Below are 15892 nucleotides of genomic sequence, written 5' to 3'. Positions count from 1 at the left end.
ATAAAAAATGCTGTCCTTATGTGGACAGCATTTTTCCTATGGGCCAAGCAGCTCTTGTAACTCAGCATTTTCGTATTCTAATGCGTAATCATATGCGGTGTAGCCAGAGGCATCGATGTAGTTTGGATCTGCTCCGTATTCTAACAACAGCTTTACCATTTCTACGTCCTCTGCAAAAACAGCACTGATGAGTGGCGTTGCATCGTATATATCAACCGTATTGGTATCAGCCCCATTTTCAAGTAATAAAGCTGCAGCATCATAGTAACCAGAGTAAACCGCCCAATGTAGAGCAGTTGAGCCTTCACTATCTGCTTCATTTACATCAGCACCTTCATCTAAAAGAGTGGATATGGCATCCGTATCGTTCTCACTTGCCGCTTCCATTAGGGGTGTCATGCCCTCGATTTCAAAAGCTTCAGAGAATACATTGAACTTCTCTAGTGCCTTGTAGGTCATATACACGCCGCCAGCAAATACAAGTGATAGCAATAAGGCTACGATTACTCCAATGACGATTCCTCTTTTTGGTTCCTTTAACGTCTCCACTTCTGTTTCTGAAAAGAATTTATCAACTTCATATAATCTTTTTGGCAGATGAGGATGTGTAGAGAGCTTTTCATTTAACCAAACAAAGAAGCCTGCTTCAGATTCAATTTGTCTCATATATGACTCTTTGTTGACCTTTTTATAAAGCTCCTTCCCAATTGCTAGAATGGTCAAAGCATTTTTCGATGCTGTAAGTGACCCACAGTAATAGGTTGCATAACGGTCGCATGTATATTCACATGCTCGTAAGTATGCATCTCCTAAAAAAGGAACCCACATGGCTGGCAATAGAAGAAAATTCACCGTTACATGCTTCCTTTTTAAATGAGCAAACTCATGAGCAAGAACAAATAGCACCTCATCTTCTGCATCCCTTTCAATAAGTTCAAATATCTCCGAATAAAGGACCACCATATTTCTCCCGAAAAATCTGGTCGCAAATGCATTTAATGTTCCTTGTGATTCAATAACATACATTTGTGGCATCTTTTCCAAGCCCATTTGTGCGGCCATTTCCTGTGCCTTTTGATAAAGGGTAGGAAATTGTTCTTCACTTATACGAACGCCATTTCTTCTAATGCCTCCGACCATTAATCCATGAAAAAATACGGATAAGAGGACCATTACGATAATAATTCCAATACCTAGAATAGAAAAAACTAAAAAAAGATAGGTTAAAATACTAAAAGTTAAAACAAGTGCAAAATAGATATTCTCTTTGCGATGGACAAGCTGTGAGGGTAAATATGAATTCAATCTGTGTCATTCCTTTCAAATTATTATTGTCCTATTTTTTCAAAAATCAAATTTCTTATCATAACTTATATGACTTAAGTAATAGAATGTAACAGCAGCAAGAAAAAGGAGGGATATTTTAAAGAAAAGATTACCGTTTTATTAAATTATTATGTAAAAGTAGAAATTATCTGTAAATAAGAGTACAATAATCTACAAGAAAAGACATTTTCATTTAGTCAGCTTATAATTCACTTGTAAAGGGGTTGTCTAGGGAAAAGAAGCTTACATACATTTGGAGAGTCATCTTCAAGAAGTCGTCCGTTGTAGCTATTTGCCAAAGGTTTGAAAAAAGGATAGGGAGTGGTTTTTTGAAACCTTCGACTAACCGGATGTTAAACCGTATCAAATCCATCTACATGTTTATTAATAACCATGGAATTGTCACGACGCAAGAGCTTGTGGAGGAATTTGGTATCACTCCTCGAACGATCCAGAGAGATCTAAATGTTTTAGCTTATAATGACCTAGTCGAAAGTCCAAGTCGTGGAAAATGGACAACAACCGAAAAAAAGGTAAAAATATCATCTTAAATGACGGTTCGCCCTTCCCTCATCGGAAGGGCGAACTCTTTATTTCACTTCGTAATTGATTAACTCTTCTAATTCCTCGTCCGTTAATTCTCGATACTCCCCTAATTCTAGAGTCTCATCAAGCTTTAGTGGCCCCATTGATAATCTTTTTAAATAGATGACTCTTTTTCCTACGGCTTCAAACATTCGTTTTACTTGATGGAATTTTCCTTCTGTAATCGTTAGCTCGATATCTGATGTTATTCCAGATTTCAAAATCGTTAAATATGCTGGCTTCGTCACATAGCCATCATCGAGTGTGACTCCCTTTTGAAAAGCTTCCCCATCATCGTTAGTGACCATTCCTTCAATAACTGCGAAGTATGTTTTAGGTACGTGCTTCTTTGGAGATAACAAACGATGAGAGAGCTGACCATCGTTTGTTATCAGTAAAAGTCCTTCCGTATCTTTATCAAGTCGACCAACAGGAAACGGTTCAAACACTTGATCCTCATATTCAAGCAAATCAATCACTGTCTCATCGTGATTATCTTCAGTAGCTGATATGACACCAGGAGGTTTGTTCATCATTAAATAAACAAATTCCTTGTACTCGACTACTTCTCCATTTAAGGTAACCACATCATTGTCTGGATCAATATGTTGTTTTGAATCTTTTATTACTTTATCGTTCACGACTACTGCGCCGTCTTTTAAAAGTTTTTTTACATCTTTTCTACTTCCATAGCCTAAATTAGCGAGCATTTTATCAATACGCAATTGTTTCCCTCCTAGTGGAGTCTTACCCTCTTAGTTTTACCTTCTTCATGATTCTTTCCACACGTTCACCAAATAAAAAGTAGATGAGACGAGTTTTAAAGCTTAAATATATATAAATTCCTGCTCCAGCTGCTGCTGAGACGAGGATGATAATAATAGACTCCATCTCAAGTTTTGGAGATAAAACCAGTGTTGCTAAATAGTAGACAAGTGCTGCTAAGAGTATCATAAAAACATTAAAAATAACAATTAGCAATCCTCTCCGCAAAACGAGGCGGAAGCGATACCCAGAGAATATTTTAATAACCACCAAATTAATTCCAATAGCAACTCCATAACCAAGTGCCGTTGCGTAAATCGCTCCGTCTGTCTCAAACATCTTTATTAATGGGATATTTAGAGAGAGCTTCACCAAAATTCCTACTAACAGACTTAAAATGGTGAACTTTTGCTCGTCAATTCCTTGTAATATTGCTGCTGTCACTGAGTAAAGGGCAAACAAGACCGCAACTGGTGCATATAATTGCAGGATGTCAGTCCCAGATGCATTAGGTCCGTAAAAAACCGTATACGCAGGCTCAGCAAGTAATGATAACCCAAGTGCAGCAGGCAATGTGATGAACATCAGTACCTGGAAGGTTTGATTCAACTGCTTGTTCACAGCCTTTTGGTCCTTCGAAATAAAGGCTTGAGTAATACTAGGAACTAGCGTTAACGAAAAAGCGGTTGCCAACGATACTGGAATGATCACTAACTTATGTGTATTAAAACTTAATTTAGCTAGTTCTCTTTCCGAAATACTGCCTAGTCCAATAGAAGTCATTGCCCGGTTAAAGGTCATCGTATCAATCCATTGAAATAAAGGATTTGCAATTCCAACAAGAATAAATGGGATCGAATAAATCAGAATTTCCTTGTACATATCTTTTAAAGATACTTGAACAGTTCCCTTATCTTGTAGTAATAATTCATCGAGATAAGGCTTTCTCTTATACCAATACCAAAAGAGAATAAATAAGCTACCCAAGCCCCCAACAAAGGCTGAGAACGTTGCAATACTAATCGCAGTAACAATTTCACCTTTCATTACTTTAAGAACGACAAACGCTCCAGCTAATAAAAAGGCAATACGAACAATTTGTTCAACCACCTGGGACACAGCCGAAGGCCCCATCGATTGGTGTCCTTGGAAAAACCCGCGAATTAAACTCATAAAAGGAATAATGATAAGAGCAAAACTCACTGCTCGAATGACAGTAACTATTTCGCTTGGATTCGTTTGCTTTTCATTATCAGCAATGATAATGTCCGCAACAATTGGCGCGGATAAATAGAGGATCAAGAAGGCAGCAATCCCTGTCCCAAGCATGACTAGCAATCCTGACTTAAAGAGCCTCCTGCCAACCGCATATTCTTCCATAGCATTATATTTAGAAATAAACTTAGCTACAGCTAGAGGTACTCCAGCAGTTGCAAGACTGATAAATATCGTATAAGGAACATAGGAATATTGATACAGTACGGTTCCTGTTTCTCCTACAATCCTTGCAAACGGAATAACATAAAAAAGACCTAATAATTTTGAAATAAATGTTCCTAAAGTTAGAATAAATGTTCCTCGTAATAACTTAGATTGCATGTGATCCCTTCCTATGTAGAAATGCCGAAAATTATTTCAAACGCCAAATTCATATTTTATCATAAAGTTTGAAAAAAACTGTGATTTTTGTGTGAACCTAATCTGAGTGTACACAACTCCGTGCTTTGATGCTACTTTTTGTGGAAAAGTTTTCTTTCTTTACAAGCTGACTTATAATGGTGATGGAAAGTTGGTGAAAGATATGAACTATGACGTAATCGTCATTGGTGGAGGGCCTTCTGGGCTGATGGCTTCCATCGCTGCAGGTGAAAAGGGAGCTAAAGTACTTTTAATTGATAAAGGAGACAAGCTAGGTCGAAAGCTTGCCATATCTGGAGGTGGTCGCTGTAATGTGACGAATCGACTTCCAGTGGACGAAATAATCAAGCATATCCCAGGTAACGGTCGCTTTTTATATAGTGCGTTTTCCATATTCAATAACGAGGACATTATTTCTTTTTTTGAAAAGCTTGGCATTCAATTGAAGGAGGAAGACCACGGGCGGATGTTTCCTGTTTCAGATAAAGCACAATCTGTTGTTGATGCAATGATCACAAGGATGAAAGAGCTTAAGGTGGATATGCTTACAAACTCCCCAGTCGAAACAGTGGAATATGAAGATGGGAAAGCATCCGCTGTTCGATTAAAAAACAAAGAGAGATACTCTGCCTCATCAATTATTTTGGCAGTTGGAGGCAAATCGGTCCCTCATACCGGATCTACAGGAGATGGATATGCTTGGGCGGAAAAGGCCGGACATACCATCACAGAATTATTTCCAACAGAAGTTCCTATTACTTCAAATGAACCTTTCATTCAGTCAAAGGAGCTACAAGGATTGTCATTACGTGGAGTCGGCCTCAGTGTGTTGAATCCAAAGGGCAAGCCTCTCATCACCCATGAGATGGATATGATTTTCACTCACTTTGGGATTAGTGGCCCAGCAGTACTTCGTTGCAGCCAGTATGTGGTGAAGGCGATGAAAAAGTGGAACCTAAAGGAAGTAGTAATGAGTATTGATGCCCTTCCAGGTAAAAAAGAGGAGCCACTATTCCAAGAAATCATTGCGATGGTGAAGGCCGATCCAAAGAAAAGTGTAAAAAATATACTTAAGGGCTATTTACCCGAACGCTATTTATTGTTTTTATTACAGGTTGCTGACATCGATGCAAACGAACAGGGTGGAGTCATTTCCCATGATAAGCTTCGAAACTTTGTGAAAGCCTGCAAACAGTTTCAGTTTAAGGTGAATGGAACTCTTTCCCTAGAAAAAGCCTTTGTTACAGGTGGCGGAGTGTCTGTGAAAGAGGTTGAACCACAAACAATGGCATCCAAGCTTGTTGATGGATTGTATTTTTGTGGGGAGATACTGGATATCCACGGATATACTGGTGGGTATAATATTACTTCTGCCCTTGTGACCGGACGATTAGCTGGAGTCAATAGTGCCGAATATGCCTTGAGTCAAGCCTGAGGTTTTTTCTTCCTCAGGCTTTATATATAATCATGGCTGTAAAACAATAAATTTGCTCATCCACGTCCTCTGGTAAGGCAGCAATATTGTATTTAATATCAACTAGTTTTTGTTCATCCACCTTTTCGAGAAAACGATTCATTTTCTTTTCAAGGTCTTTTTCATGCTCCTCATCAAACAGTTTTACTTGAATCATTGATCTCACTCCTTTTTATTATGGAGTATTAACAAAATTCAGATATTTTAAAAGCGTAAAAAAAGCCTAGTTTCCTAGGCCCCCACTACATTATTCTACTTTTCCAGTCCATTTCATCATGCCACCGACCATATTTACTACATTATAGCCGTGATCATGCAAGAAATAGCACACATTTTCACTTCTTCCACCTGAGCGACAAATGAATATGTACTCCGTATCTTGATCTAATTCGTCTAAACGCATAGGGATTTCGCCCATTTTAATATGCTTTGCACCAGGAATCATTCCAGCAGCTACTTCTTCATCCTCACGCACGTCGATCAGTTCTAGCTTTTCCCCTTTTTCTAGCTTTTCTTGTAACTCTGCAGTTGTAATTTCTTTTACCATCCAACATTACCCCTTTTAATTTTCTTCTATCGTACACGCTTGCTCGGTACATTTCAATCTTTCTATTTTAGAAAAAGAGCCCCCTAGTGATTGGGGAGCTCCTATCATAAACTAATTTGCTACAATATTAACTAATTTTCCTGGAACAGCAATCACTTTGCGGACAGTTTTTCCATCAATTTGCTCTTTAACTGTTGTATCATCCATAGCTATTTGCTCAAGTGCTTCTTTATTTGCATCAGATGGCACCATAAGCTTCGCCTTCACCTTGCCGTTAATTTGAACAACGATTTCTACTTCATCATCAACTAGCTTCGCTTCATCAAATGCTGGCCAAGCTTCATAGGAGATGCTTTCGCTATGACCTAACTTTGACCAAAGCTCTTCAGCGATATGTGGACAAATCGGAGCAAGCAATTTCACAAAGCCCTCCACATAGTCTTTTGGAAGCACTGGCGTTTTATAAGCTTCGTTAATAAATACCATTAACTGAGAAATAGCCGTATTAAAGCGTAATCCTTCAAAGTCCTCTGTCACCTTTTTCACAGTTTGGTGATAAACCTTTTCAAGGCTAGAAGAATCAGCAGATTGAACCTTCTCAGCGATTTCACCATTTTCATCCACTAACAAACGCCAAATACGGTCTAGGAAGCGGCGTGAACCGTCTAACCCTTGTGTAGACCATGCAATAGAAGCCTCAAGTGGACCCATGAACATTTCGTATAAACGTAGAGTATCAGCACCATGGGTTCCAACGATTTCGTCAGGGTTTACAACATTCCCTTTTGATTTACTCATTTTTTCATTGTTTTCCCCAAGAATCATCCCTTGGTTAAACAATTTTTGGAATGGTTCTTTTGTGCTTACTACGCCGATATCATACAAAAACTTATGCCAGAATCGAGCATAAAGTAAGTGAAGAACCGCATGCTCTGCCCCACCGATATAAATATCAACTGGAAGCCACTCTTTTAATTTTTCTGGATCTGCTAACGCTTGATCATTCTTCGGATCAATATAACGTAAGTAGTACCAGCAGCTTCCTGCCCATTGCGGCATCGTATTTGTTTCACGACGTCCTTTTTTCCCTGTTACAGGGTCAACTACGTTTACCCAGTCTTCGATATTCGCAAGTGGCGATTCGCCTGTTCCAGACGGACGAATTTCTGTCGTTTTTGGCAACATCAATGGAAGCTCTGAATCAGGAACAGCTGTCATTGTCCCGTCTTCCCAGTGAATGACTGGAATTGGCTCTCCCCAATAGCGTTGACGGCTAAATAACCAATCGCGTAGACGGTACGTAACCTTCTTCGTTCCGATTTCTTTTTCCTCTAACCAAGCAATCATTCGAGAAATGGCTTCTTCTTTGTTCATTCCATTTAAGAAGTCAGAGTTTACATGCTCACCATCACCTGTGTAAGCTTCCTTTGAAACATCTCCACCTGCAACTACTTCCACAATTGGCAATTCGAATTTCTTAGCAAATTCGTAGTCTCTCTCATCATGACCTGGTACCGCCATAATTGCTCCTGTTCCATAGCTAACAAGTACATAATCAGCGATCCAGATTGGCATTTTCGCTCCATTAACCGGATTAATTGCATAAGCACCCGTAAATACACCCGTTTTGTCTTTCGCTAAATCCGTTCGCTCCAAATCACTTTTACTCTTGATCTGTTCAATATATGCTTGAACCGCGTCACGCTGCTCTGCTGTCGTAATACTTTCAACTAAAGCATGCTCGGGTGCTAATACCGCATAGGTGGCACCGAATAACGTATCAGGTCTTGTTGTAAAAACCGTGAACTGACCATCGTTACCCTCAATGTTAAAAGTAATCTCGGCTCCTTCAGATCGACCGATCCAGTTGCGTTGCATATCCTTTAAGCTTTCTGGCCAGTCAAGTTCTTCCAAGTCCTCTAATAAACGATCCGCATACGCAGTAATTTTTAATACCCACTGCTTCATTGGACGGCGTTCAACGGGATGACCACCACGTTCACTTTTTCCATCAATGACTTCTTCATTTGATAATACCGTTCCAAGAGCTGGACACCAGTTTACGGCTACCTCATCAATATAGGCTAGGCCTTTTTCAAACAATTTTAAGAAAATCCATTGTGTCCATTTATAATATTCAGGATCTGTAGTGTTCACTTCGCGATCCCAATCGTATGAGAAACCTAAAGCCTTGATTTGGCGCTTAAATGTTGCAATATTTAATGCTGTAAATTCAGCAGGATCATTCCCTGTGTCTAATGCATATTGCTCAGCTGGAAGACCAAACGCATCCCATCCCATTGGGTGTAATACGTTATAGCCTTGCGCACGCTTCATACGTGATAAAATATCTGTTGCAGTGTAACCTTCTGGATGTCCTACATGCAGTCCTGCTCCAGATGGATACGGAAACATATCTAACGCATAAAATTTGCGCTTTCCTTTTTCTTCACTTGTTTGAAACGTCTTATTAGCATCCCAAAAGCTCTGCCACTTTTTTTCAATTTCTTGATGATTAAAGCTCACTTTTAATTCCTCCTAAAAATACTTGTTTAAACGCAAAAAATCCCGTCCCTATAAAAAGGGACGAGAGGATTATGTAGAATCTCCCGCGGTACCACCCACATTAGTGCACAAGTCACTCGCTTCATTATCCTTAACGCGGAATACGGCAAGCATTACTTTCCTTTCACACTTGCGACTCAAAGGCGAGTTCATGGACACCTGGTTGACTTTCACCATCCGTCAACTCTCTACTTTCAGGTATTTCTCACTACTACTCCTTATCATGGTCACCACATATTTAAGTATGATGCTATTGTAGTGTATTTTCTAGCTCGATGCAAGTTGTGTTTTGTAGCATATGAAGATAAGGAGTAGAGTGTGTTTATTTTTTTATTGAACCGTATAGCCTGCGTCAATAACAACCGCTTGACCAGTAATCCCTTTTGCCGCTTCACTTGACAGAAATATCGCGTAACTCGCAATCTCGTCAACAGTTAACAAGCGTTTTTGTGGGACGAGTGGGTAGAGAACGTCCTCGAGAACTCTTTCTAGTTCCACACCTCTTGTCTTGGCTAGATCTGCTAACTGATTACGTACCAGTGGAGTGTCTACATAACCTGGGCAAAGAGCGTTCACCGTAATCCCATAGGTTGCTGCTTCCAAGGCTGTTACTTTCGTTAACCCAATGACTCCATGCTTCGCGCTATTGTAAGCGGCTTTACCAGCGAACCCAACTAACCCATTGATAGATGCCATATTAATGATTCGTCCGAAGTTTTGTTTTTTCATATGAGGCAACACATGCTTTGTTAACATAAACGGTGCCGTTAACATGACTTTTATCAACAGCTCAAACCTTTCTGTAGGAAAATCCTCAATATATGATACATGTTGAAGTCCTGCATTATTGATTAACACATCAATTGATCCTAAATGAGAAATCACATGGTTAATCGCTGCAATAATTTCTTCTTCCTTTGTTACATCGCATTTGATTCCTATTGCCTCAAAACCTAACCCTCGAAGCTCGTTTGCTGAAGCGACAACCGCCTCTTCATTGACATCTGTTAAGACAATCTTTGCACCTTGCTCAGCAAACTTTCTACTAATCTCATACCCTATTCCCTGGGCTGCCCCCGTCACAAAAACAATCGATTGGTCCTTCATAAGAAACTCCTTTCTAGATTCCTACACCTAAAGAGAACAAAATAATCGCCAGAATAACACCTAGGGTTGGTACTATGACGGTTACTGCACCAACTGGATTGTATGCATCCTTATGACTTTCCCCACAAATGGCCCGAACAGTGGTGACCACATATCCGTTATGAGGGAGAGAGTCCAATGCTCCAGATGAAATAGCTACGACTCGGTGGAGCGCTTCCGGATTGACTCCCATATCCATGTAGTGAGGCGCAAGTAACGGCAATGCAATCGCTTGACCACCAGAGGCTGAACCTGTCATACCAGCAATGACACTAACTGCTATCGCACCTCCAATAAGAGGGCTTCCCGGAATGCTCGTCATAAAGTCAACAGCCACTCCAAATGCAGGAACTGCCTTCGCTACACCACCAAATCCAACAACAGCTGCTGTATTTCCTATGGCAATTAACGCTCCAAGAGTCCCTTCTGAAACAGCACTCCAAAAGTTTTTAAAATATTTACGGTTAAGGGCATACGTCGCGATAACACCACCCAAAAGTGCAATGATAAGTGCCGATTGCTTTAAGGAATCATGGAAAATAAATGAAATCGCAAGAACCACGACTAACGGCAAAATACCCATTAAAGGATTTGGTAGTTCTCTTTCTTCATTGACCGGATCACCATCTCGTTCAACAAAGCGCTCCCCTTTTTCTACCGCTTTTGTAATCATGCGCTTTAGCCACCAATAACCAAAAATCATCATAAATACTGCAACAATTAAGCTAACTTCCCATCCCGCATAAGGAGAAGTATTCAAATAATCGATTGGAATCCAGTTTTGAATTTCAGGTGAGCCAGCAGAGGTCATCGTAAAGGTAACCGATCCGAATGCTAATGCTGCAGGTATGAAACGTCGTGGTAAGTTCGCTTGTTTAAACAAACTAAGTGCCATCGGATAGACTGAAAAGGCCACAACGAACAAACTGACTCCTCCATACGTTAACACCGCACAGGCAGCAACAATGGCAAGAATGGCATACTTCATTCCAAGCTTCTCAACAATCAACCTAGAAACTGAATCAGCTGCACCGCTATCTTCCATAACTTTTCCAAAGATAGCCCCTAAAAGGAACATTAAATACCATGCCGTAACAAAGCTAGAAAAACCAGACATATAGTTTCCAACAAGGTTCGCTTCCCCTTCTACTACAAGTTGTGGAAACAATGGCATTCCATTCAGAACAGCAACAAACAGTGCTGATAATGGACCTGCGACAAGTAAATTCATTCCTCGCATCGTTAAGAAAATTAATAAGGCCAAACCCCCAATTAAACCAATCATACTTAGCATCTTATTTCCCCCTTTGTTGTCAAACTAAATTGCAAGCGGTTACATCTTTCTTTTACATCCTCCTTTCCCTTTTATTTATGCAAGGATCGTGCCAAACTGTTAATCCTTATTGTGATGTGATTTTATGACTATTTGTTGAACATTCTTTCCGGATTTCCGGACTGAACAGTCTATTAGATCTCAAAAATCATAGAATAGATTTCCAAAAAAACATGTCCTTTACCTGAATGGGCTTAATAAAATCATAGACAGAAAGAAGTCCAGAAATCTGGAACACATTCCGGATATCTGGACTACTCAAGCCCATATTTTTTTAATTTATCATACATAGTTGATTTACTAATTCCTAGTGCTTTAGCTGCCAAAAGTTTATCATGATTATACTTTACTAAGCTTTGCTGAAGAACTCTTCGCTCGGTTTCGTCCATTATTTCCTTTAGCTTCATTTTTCCAAGTGGGTAAACAGACGAGTCATGAATATAATCCGGTAAGGACTCCACTGTGATGATTTCTCCATTTGATAAGTGAATGGCCGCCTCCATCACATTTTCTAGCTCTCGGATATTTCCTGGCCAACTATACGTTTGAAGCAATTCAGAGACTTCTTCACTCACTCCATGTATTCTTTTCCCACTTTTTCTTGTAATCTTATTAATAAAGTAATCTAGTAAGATAGGGATATCTTCCATTCTTTCACGTAATGAGGGGACTTGAAAGGGAACGACATTAATCCGATAAAAAAGATCTTCCCGAAATCGTTTTTCCTCCATCATTTTTTCTAACGGACGGTTAGTCGCAGCAATAATCCGAACATCTACATTCATTGGCTTTAGTGCCCCAACACTTTCAATTTCTCCTTCCTGAAGTGCACGCAGCAACTTCACCTGCATATTTAATGGCATGTCGCCCACTTCGTCTAAGAAGAGAGTTCCTCCATCCGCTAGATGAAACTTTCCTTTTTTTCCACCTTTCTTTGCCCCTGTAAACGCGCCCTCCTCATAACCAAAAAGTTCAGATTCTAATAGATGCTCTGGGATGGCTGCACAATTGATCTTAACGAATGGCTGATGACTTCGATTGCTTAGCTGATGAATGCTGTGCGCAAAAAGCTCTTTTCCCGTACCGCTTTCTCCCCGAATTAGTATCGATATATCACTCGCTGCAATCATCTTGACCTTTTCTTTTAAGCTGACAATTTGCCTTGAAGTCCCTAGAATATCCTCTAATGAGTATTTCACACTTCGATCAAGATCTTGTATGTAACTTTGCATCTTTGAAAGCAAGCTCTTTACATGTGAGTTCATCTTCATCCATTCTTGTGTATCTCGAAAGAAAACGGTTCCAAATGCCCCGATCACTTCCCCTTTTGAAAAAATAGGAATACGATTCGCAATCATATAATTGCCTTTAATATACTGGAGATCTGCAATTTCTTCCTTTCCTGTGCTCGCTACAATATGCATTCTTGAATTCTCTATTACCTTTGAAACATGAACCCCAATTACTTCATCTCTGTTCACGTCAAGAAACTCACAATAATTTTTATTTATATAAGTGATTAAGCCTTCCCTATCAACAACAACTAGCCACTCAAATGCATTTTCAACAATTGTTTCAATCGTATCCACTGAAAGCTTTGACAAGGCATGAATCATTAGATGGCTCCCCCGCTTTTTATTCCATTATCATATTTTTCAGATAATGGTGTAAAGCAAAAAAACTGATCGATTATCTCAATCAGTTCCCCCACCTAATTAGTGACTACTCCTCTTTAATCTCAAACTCCCCAATTCCTAGATCCGCATTCACCGTTATTGTGACGTCACTTTTGCCAAGCTTGTCATTTACGTAGACACCATCTCCCTCTGACGATAATCCTTCCACTGATCTTACTCCTAATCCTTTTTCCGAAATAACCTTTACCCCAACATCTTTAGGTAAAATCAATGTTGTTACGCCTACCCCCATATCCATATTTACATCAAAACTATTGTTCCAGTCTCCGCTTAAATCAACAGTAAGATCTCCAACACCGGCGTTAATTTGAAGGTCTTGAAGCTTTAATCCTGATAAGTTCAATGTACTAGCGGAAGCACCAGAGTTCACAATCAATTCCATTGGAACTTTATTCGTTGCCTTTAGATTCCATTCATTTTTTAGGCCGCCTTTATTTACATTGATATCTTCGCTCTTTGATTGGTCAATAGTTATTTCCCCTGTATCTCCGGTTAATTTATAGGAAACCTCAGGCTCTAACTCTTTATTGTTGTACTTCGCCACTCCAGTTACCCACTCCTTTGATCCTTGTTCCAGGGTTAATTCTCCCGCTCCCATGTTTACCTCAAGCTCTAGCTCTTCTGCTTTATCACTTTTAACCAATAGACTTTTTTCATAAGCATCTTTCCCAACTGCCAAAATATTACACCCTGCAAGCATAAGTGCTCCCGTAGCTACCACAACTCCATATATTAATTTTTTCATTTTTCTTCCTCCTTGAATTCTATACCTTGATTATAGAAGGACATTGAAAAAAAGTAGCGAGGCGCAAGCTTTAACTTCTCCTCGGACTTAAGGCGTAGAATCATCTGAGTAATACAAAAAACTAGCTCATTTTATAAGCTAGCTTGTTTGAATTGCATTTTTCTTGATTGAAGACTTCGATCATATATAAATGTGGTTACAATGGAGATCACAAATAATGTGATTAAGATTAACAACATCATCTGATGGCCATAAAAGTCTACGAGTATTCCTCCCAATAGTGGACCGATCATTCTGCCACCTGTTGCCGTACTATTGACGATTCCCTGATAAAATCCTTCTCTCCCCTTAGGAGCTAACTTATCAGCAATGGTTGGTACCGCCGGCCAGACAAGCATTTCACCAATCGTTAGAATGACCATTGCTGTCAGGAATCCAGAAAATTCATTTGCTACAGAAGCAACGACAAATGAAAGAATAAATATAAGAATACCTGTGATAATTTGCCCTTTGATTTGATGAGCAAATGGTTTCAACAATTTATTAATGATGGGCTGAGCAACAACTATCAACGCACCGTTTATAGTCCATAAAACACTGTATTGCTTTAATGAAATCCCAAGCTCCTGTGTGTGTGAAGCAATGGTAGACTGCCACTGTACATAACCAACCCAGCATAACAAATACCCGATACATAAAATCAAAAGTGCATATAGCTTTGCATGACTTTTCACTGAAGTAGATTGTTCTAAAATATTAGTCTGCTTACCACCACTATTACTTGATTGTATTCCACGATAACCAAACACAGCTATGAATAAAAAGAGAATATACATTAGTGTATTGGCGACAAAAATCCACTGAAAGGAATACGATGCAACCAGACCGCCAAGAGCAGCACCAATAGCTACCCCTAAATTTTGGGCCACATAAATAGCATTAAATGCACTTCTTCCTCCTTCTTTCCATACGGTTCCTGCCATTGCGTACATAGAAGGAAAAACGATTCCAGAACCAAAACCAATGATTGTTAAAAAGACAACATACATGGGCCACCCATGCCAAAAGGTAAGGCCTATAAGTGCGGCCACAGTAATCCCGATTCCAAGTAAAATGGCTTTATAACCACCAATTTTATCAAACAAAGCTCCACCAAATAAATTACCCGCTACACTTGCACCAGCGTTCAACATAAGAACAATCCCAGCCACCGTCAATGATTTTCCTAAGTGCTCATGGATGTAAATCGTGTTTAAAGGCCATAAAAAAGAAGAGCCGGTTACATTCACCGCCATCCCTATAATTAGTAACCATAGAGCTCTAGGCATGAAAAAACGCCCCTTTTCTTTGTTAGAAGTATTTACAATTTCGAGTCTAGAAATAATTTTAGTTGGTTCGTAAGGAAACATCAATCATTTTCTATTGACAAAAAGAGAGTAAAAATATTCAATCAATTCTTAACAAAAAATAAGAGTCCCAACGACTGTGGGACTCTTATCATATTAAGAGCTCTGCTCTGGTTCTGGATGAAATTTAGATTTCACAGGCTGGCCGCCACTGTTTTCATACTTCTTTTTTGATGCTTTGACCTGATCGTAATCAGATCCAAGCTCTACGTCTTGATTGTTGATTCCGTTTCTTGTTTTTTGTTCAGGGTTGTTTTGTTTTGAACGCTTTTTCATGCTTCTCCCCCTATCGATCAAGTAACGTCATTTGGTTTTGGAGCTGCTGAATTTGCAGCCTCATACGGTGTAACTCTTCTCGTTGTACCTCATTTGCACTTAATGCCATTTTTGCGACATCATTGTATGCATCCTCAAGCTCTCTCATAGCAATATCAAGGTTCTCATCGTTATAATGATCCTGTTTACTGCTTACGATATACTGCGTCTCTGCATTTCGGAGAACCGCATTACATTTCTCAAAGAGGTTATTCATGGATTCATGAGTTGCCATTCTTAAAGCCCCCCTATTCTTCTGACAAGAAGCAATATGCTTCATATGTAGTTTGTGCAAATACCCCTTTTCTTACAACTTCTCTCTAGTGGCAGAACTCACCAATCATTTATTC

General features: G+C 39.5%; 15 protein-coding genes and 1 other annotated feature. Of the genes, 2 read left to right on the top strand and 13 right to left on the bottom strand.

The genetic code is table 11. The annotated features are described in order from the left end of the window. Positions 1–36: 36 nt before the first annotated feature. The gene (locus ACGLXV_RS11925; protein ID WP_391558762.1) at positions 37–1305 is read right to left on the bottom strand and encodes a M48 family metallopeptidase; all 1269 of its coding nucleotides are present in this window, start codon (positions 1303–1305) and stop codon (positions 37–39) included. A gap of 350 nt (positions 1306–1655) precedes the next feature. Between ACGLXV_RS11925 and ACGLXV_RS11920 the strand changes: the two genes are divergently transcribed. Further along, entirely contained in the window at positions 1656–1877 is a 222-nt protein-coding gene (locus ACGLXV_RS11920; RefSeq protein ID WP_066057490.1) for a DeoR family transcriptional regulator, read from the top strand. 39 nt (positions 1878–1916) lie between these two features. On the opposite strand, the gene ACGLXV_RS11915 is transcribed toward ACGLXV_RS11920, so the two are convergent. Together ACGLXV_RS11915 and ACGLXV_RS11910 are read right to left on the bottom strand one after the other, a co-directional pair. Next, positions 1917–2636, bottom strand: a complete 720-nt coding sequence (locus ACGLXV_RS11915; protein ID WP_391558761.1) for a pseudouridine synthase — start codon at positions 2634–2636, stop codon at positions 1917–1919. Between the two features lie 22 nt (positions 2637–2658). Continuing rightward, positions 2659–4275: a putative polysaccharide biosynthesis protein gene (locus tag ACGLXV_RS11910; protein WP_391558760.1), complete on the bottom strand. Its 1617-nt coding sequence runs from the start codon at positions 4273–4275 to the stop codon at positions 2659–2661. Positions 4276–4477: 202 nt separating this feature from the next. Between ACGLXV_RS11910 and ACGLXV_RS11905 the strand changes: the two genes are divergently transcribed. Further along, the gene (locus tag ACGLXV_RS11905; protein ID WP_391558792.1) at positions 4478–5749 is read left to right on the top strand and encodes a BaiN/RdsA family NAD(P)/FAD-dependent oxidoreductase; all 1272 of its coding nucleotides are present in this window, start codon (positions 4478–4480) and stop codon (positions 5747–5749) included. 13 nt (positions 5750–5762) lie between these two features. Here ACGLXV_RS11905 and ACGLXV_RS11900 read toward each other — a convergent pair whose 3' ends face one another. The 10 genes from ACGLXV_RS11900 to ACGLXV_RS11855 form a co-directional block, all read right to left on the bottom strand. Continuing rightward, entirely contained in the window at positions 5763–5945 is a 183-nt protein-coding gene (locus tag ACGLXV_RS11900) for a sporulation protein Cse60 (protein WP_066057499.1), read from the bottom strand. A gap of 90 nt (positions 5946–6035) precedes the next feature. Beyond that, entirely contained in the window at positions 6036–6335 is a 300-nt protein-coding gene (locus ACGLXV_RS11895) for a rhodanese-like domain-containing protein (protein WP_119709527.1), read from the bottom strand. Between the two features lie 111 nt (positions 6336–6446). Beyond that, complete coding sequence (leuS, locus tag ACGLXV_RS11890) at positions 6447–8861, bottom strand: leucine--tRNA ligase (protein WP_391558759.1); 2415 nt, start codon at positions 8859–8861, stop codon at positions 6447–6449. 53 nt (positions 8862–8914) lie between these two features. Further along, positions 8915–9134 (bottom strand) — a binding site (T-box leader). 96 nt (positions 9135–9230) lie between these two features. Further along, a complete protein-coding gene (locus tag ACGLXV_RS11885) occupies positions 9231–10007 on the bottom strand; it encodes a 3-hydroxybutyrate dehydrogenase (RefSeq protein ID WP_391558758.1) in 777 nt (258 codons plus the stop codon). A 13-nt stretch (positions 10008–10020) separates the two neighbouring features. Further along, positions 10021–11340: a GntP family permease gene (locus ACGLXV_RS11880; RefSeq protein ID WP_391558757.1), complete on the bottom strand. Its 1320-nt coding sequence runs from the start codon at positions 11338–11340 to the stop codon at positions 10021–10023. A gap of 293 nt (positions 11341–11633) precedes the next feature. Beyond that, entirely contained in the window at positions 11634–12995 is a 1362-nt protein-coding gene (locus ACGLXV_RS11875; RefSeq protein WP_391558756.1) for a sigma-54 interaction domain-containing protein, read from the bottom strand. A 106-nt stretch (positions 12996–13101) separates the two neighbouring features. Then, positions 13102–13821, bottom strand: a complete 720-nt coding sequence (locus tag ACGLXV_RS11870) for a toast rack family protein (protein ID WP_391558755.1) — start codon at positions 13819–13821, stop codon at positions 13102–13104. Positions 13822–13952: 131 nt separating this feature from the next. After that, the gene (locus ACGLXV_RS11865; RefSeq protein ID WP_391558754.1) at positions 13953–15149 is read right to left on the bottom strand and encodes an MDR family MFS transporter; all 1197 of its coding nucleotides are present in this window, start codon (positions 15147–15149) and stop codon (positions 13953–13955) included. Between the two features lie 174 nt (positions 15150–15323). Then, positions 15324–15503, bottom strand: a complete 180-nt coding sequence (locus tag ACGLXV_RS11860) for a glycogen biosynthesis protein GlgD (RefSeq protein WP_391558753.1) — start codon at positions 15501–15503, stop codon at positions 15324–15326. 10 nt (positions 15504–15513) lie between these two features. Then, entirely contained in the window at positions 15514–15777 is a 264-nt protein-coding gene (locus ACGLXV_RS11855) for a YtzC family protein (RefSeq protein WP_391558752.1), read from the bottom strand. Positions 15778–15892 lie beyond the last annotated feature (115 nt).

This window comes from Robertmurraya sp., from assembly GCF_036676585.1.
Lineage (GTDB): Bacteria > Bacillota > Bacilli > Bacillales > Cytobacillaceae > Robertmurraya_A.
The sequence above is the reverse complement of the archived record's forward strand: the minus strand, read 5'-3'. Positions and strand labels throughout refer to the sequence as shown.

Excerpts from the sequence above, each read along its gene's own strand:
- ACGLXV_RS11910 (WP_391558760.1), bottom strand. The coding sequence starts at position 4,275 with ATGCAATCTAAGTTATTACGAGGAACATTTATTCTAACTTTAGGAACA.
- ACGLXV_RS11905 (WP_391558792.1), top strand. The coding sequence starts at position 4,478 with ATGAACTATGACGTAATCGTCATTGGTGGAGGGCCTTCTGGGCTGATG.
- ACGLXV_RS11900 (WP_066057499.1), bottom strand. The coding sequence starts at position 5,945 with ATGATTCAAGTAAAACTGTTTGATGAGGAGCATGAAAAAGACCTTGAA.
- ACGLXV_RS11895 (WP_119709527.1), bottom strand. The coding sequence starts at position 6,335 with ATGGTAAAAGAAATTACAACTGCAGAGTTACAAGAAAAGCTAGAAAAA.
- ACGLXV_RS11885 (WP_391558758.1), bottom strand. The coding sequence starts at position 10,007 with ATGAAGGACCAATCGATTGTTTTTGTGACGGGGGCAGCCCAGGGAATA.
- ACGLXV_RS11880 (WP_391558757.1), bottom strand. The coding sequence starts at position 11,340 with ATGCTAAGTATGATTGGTTTAATTGGGGGTTTGGCCTTATTAATTTTC.
- ACGLXV_RS11875 (WP_391558756.1), bottom strand. The coding sequence starts at position 12,995 with ATGATTCATGCCTTGTCAAAGCTTTCAGTGGATACGATTGAAACAATT.
- ACGLXV_RS11870 (WP_391558755.1), bottom strand. The coding sequence starts at position 13,821 with ATGAAAAAATTAATATATGGAGTTGTGGTAGCTACGGGAGCACTTATG.
- ACGLXV_RS11865 (WP_391558754.1), bottom strand. The coding sequence starts at position 15,149 with ATGCCTAGAGCTCTATGGTTACTAATTATAGGGATGGCGGTGAATGTA.
- ACGLXV_RS11860 (WP_391558753.1), bottom strand. The coding sequence starts at position 15,503 with ATGAAAAAGCGTTCAAAACAAAACAACCCTGAACAAAAAACAAGAAAC.
- ACGLXV_RS11855 (WP_391558752.1), bottom strand. The coding sequence starts at position 15,777 with ATGGCAACTCATGAATCCATGAATAACCTCTTTGAGAAATGTAATGCG.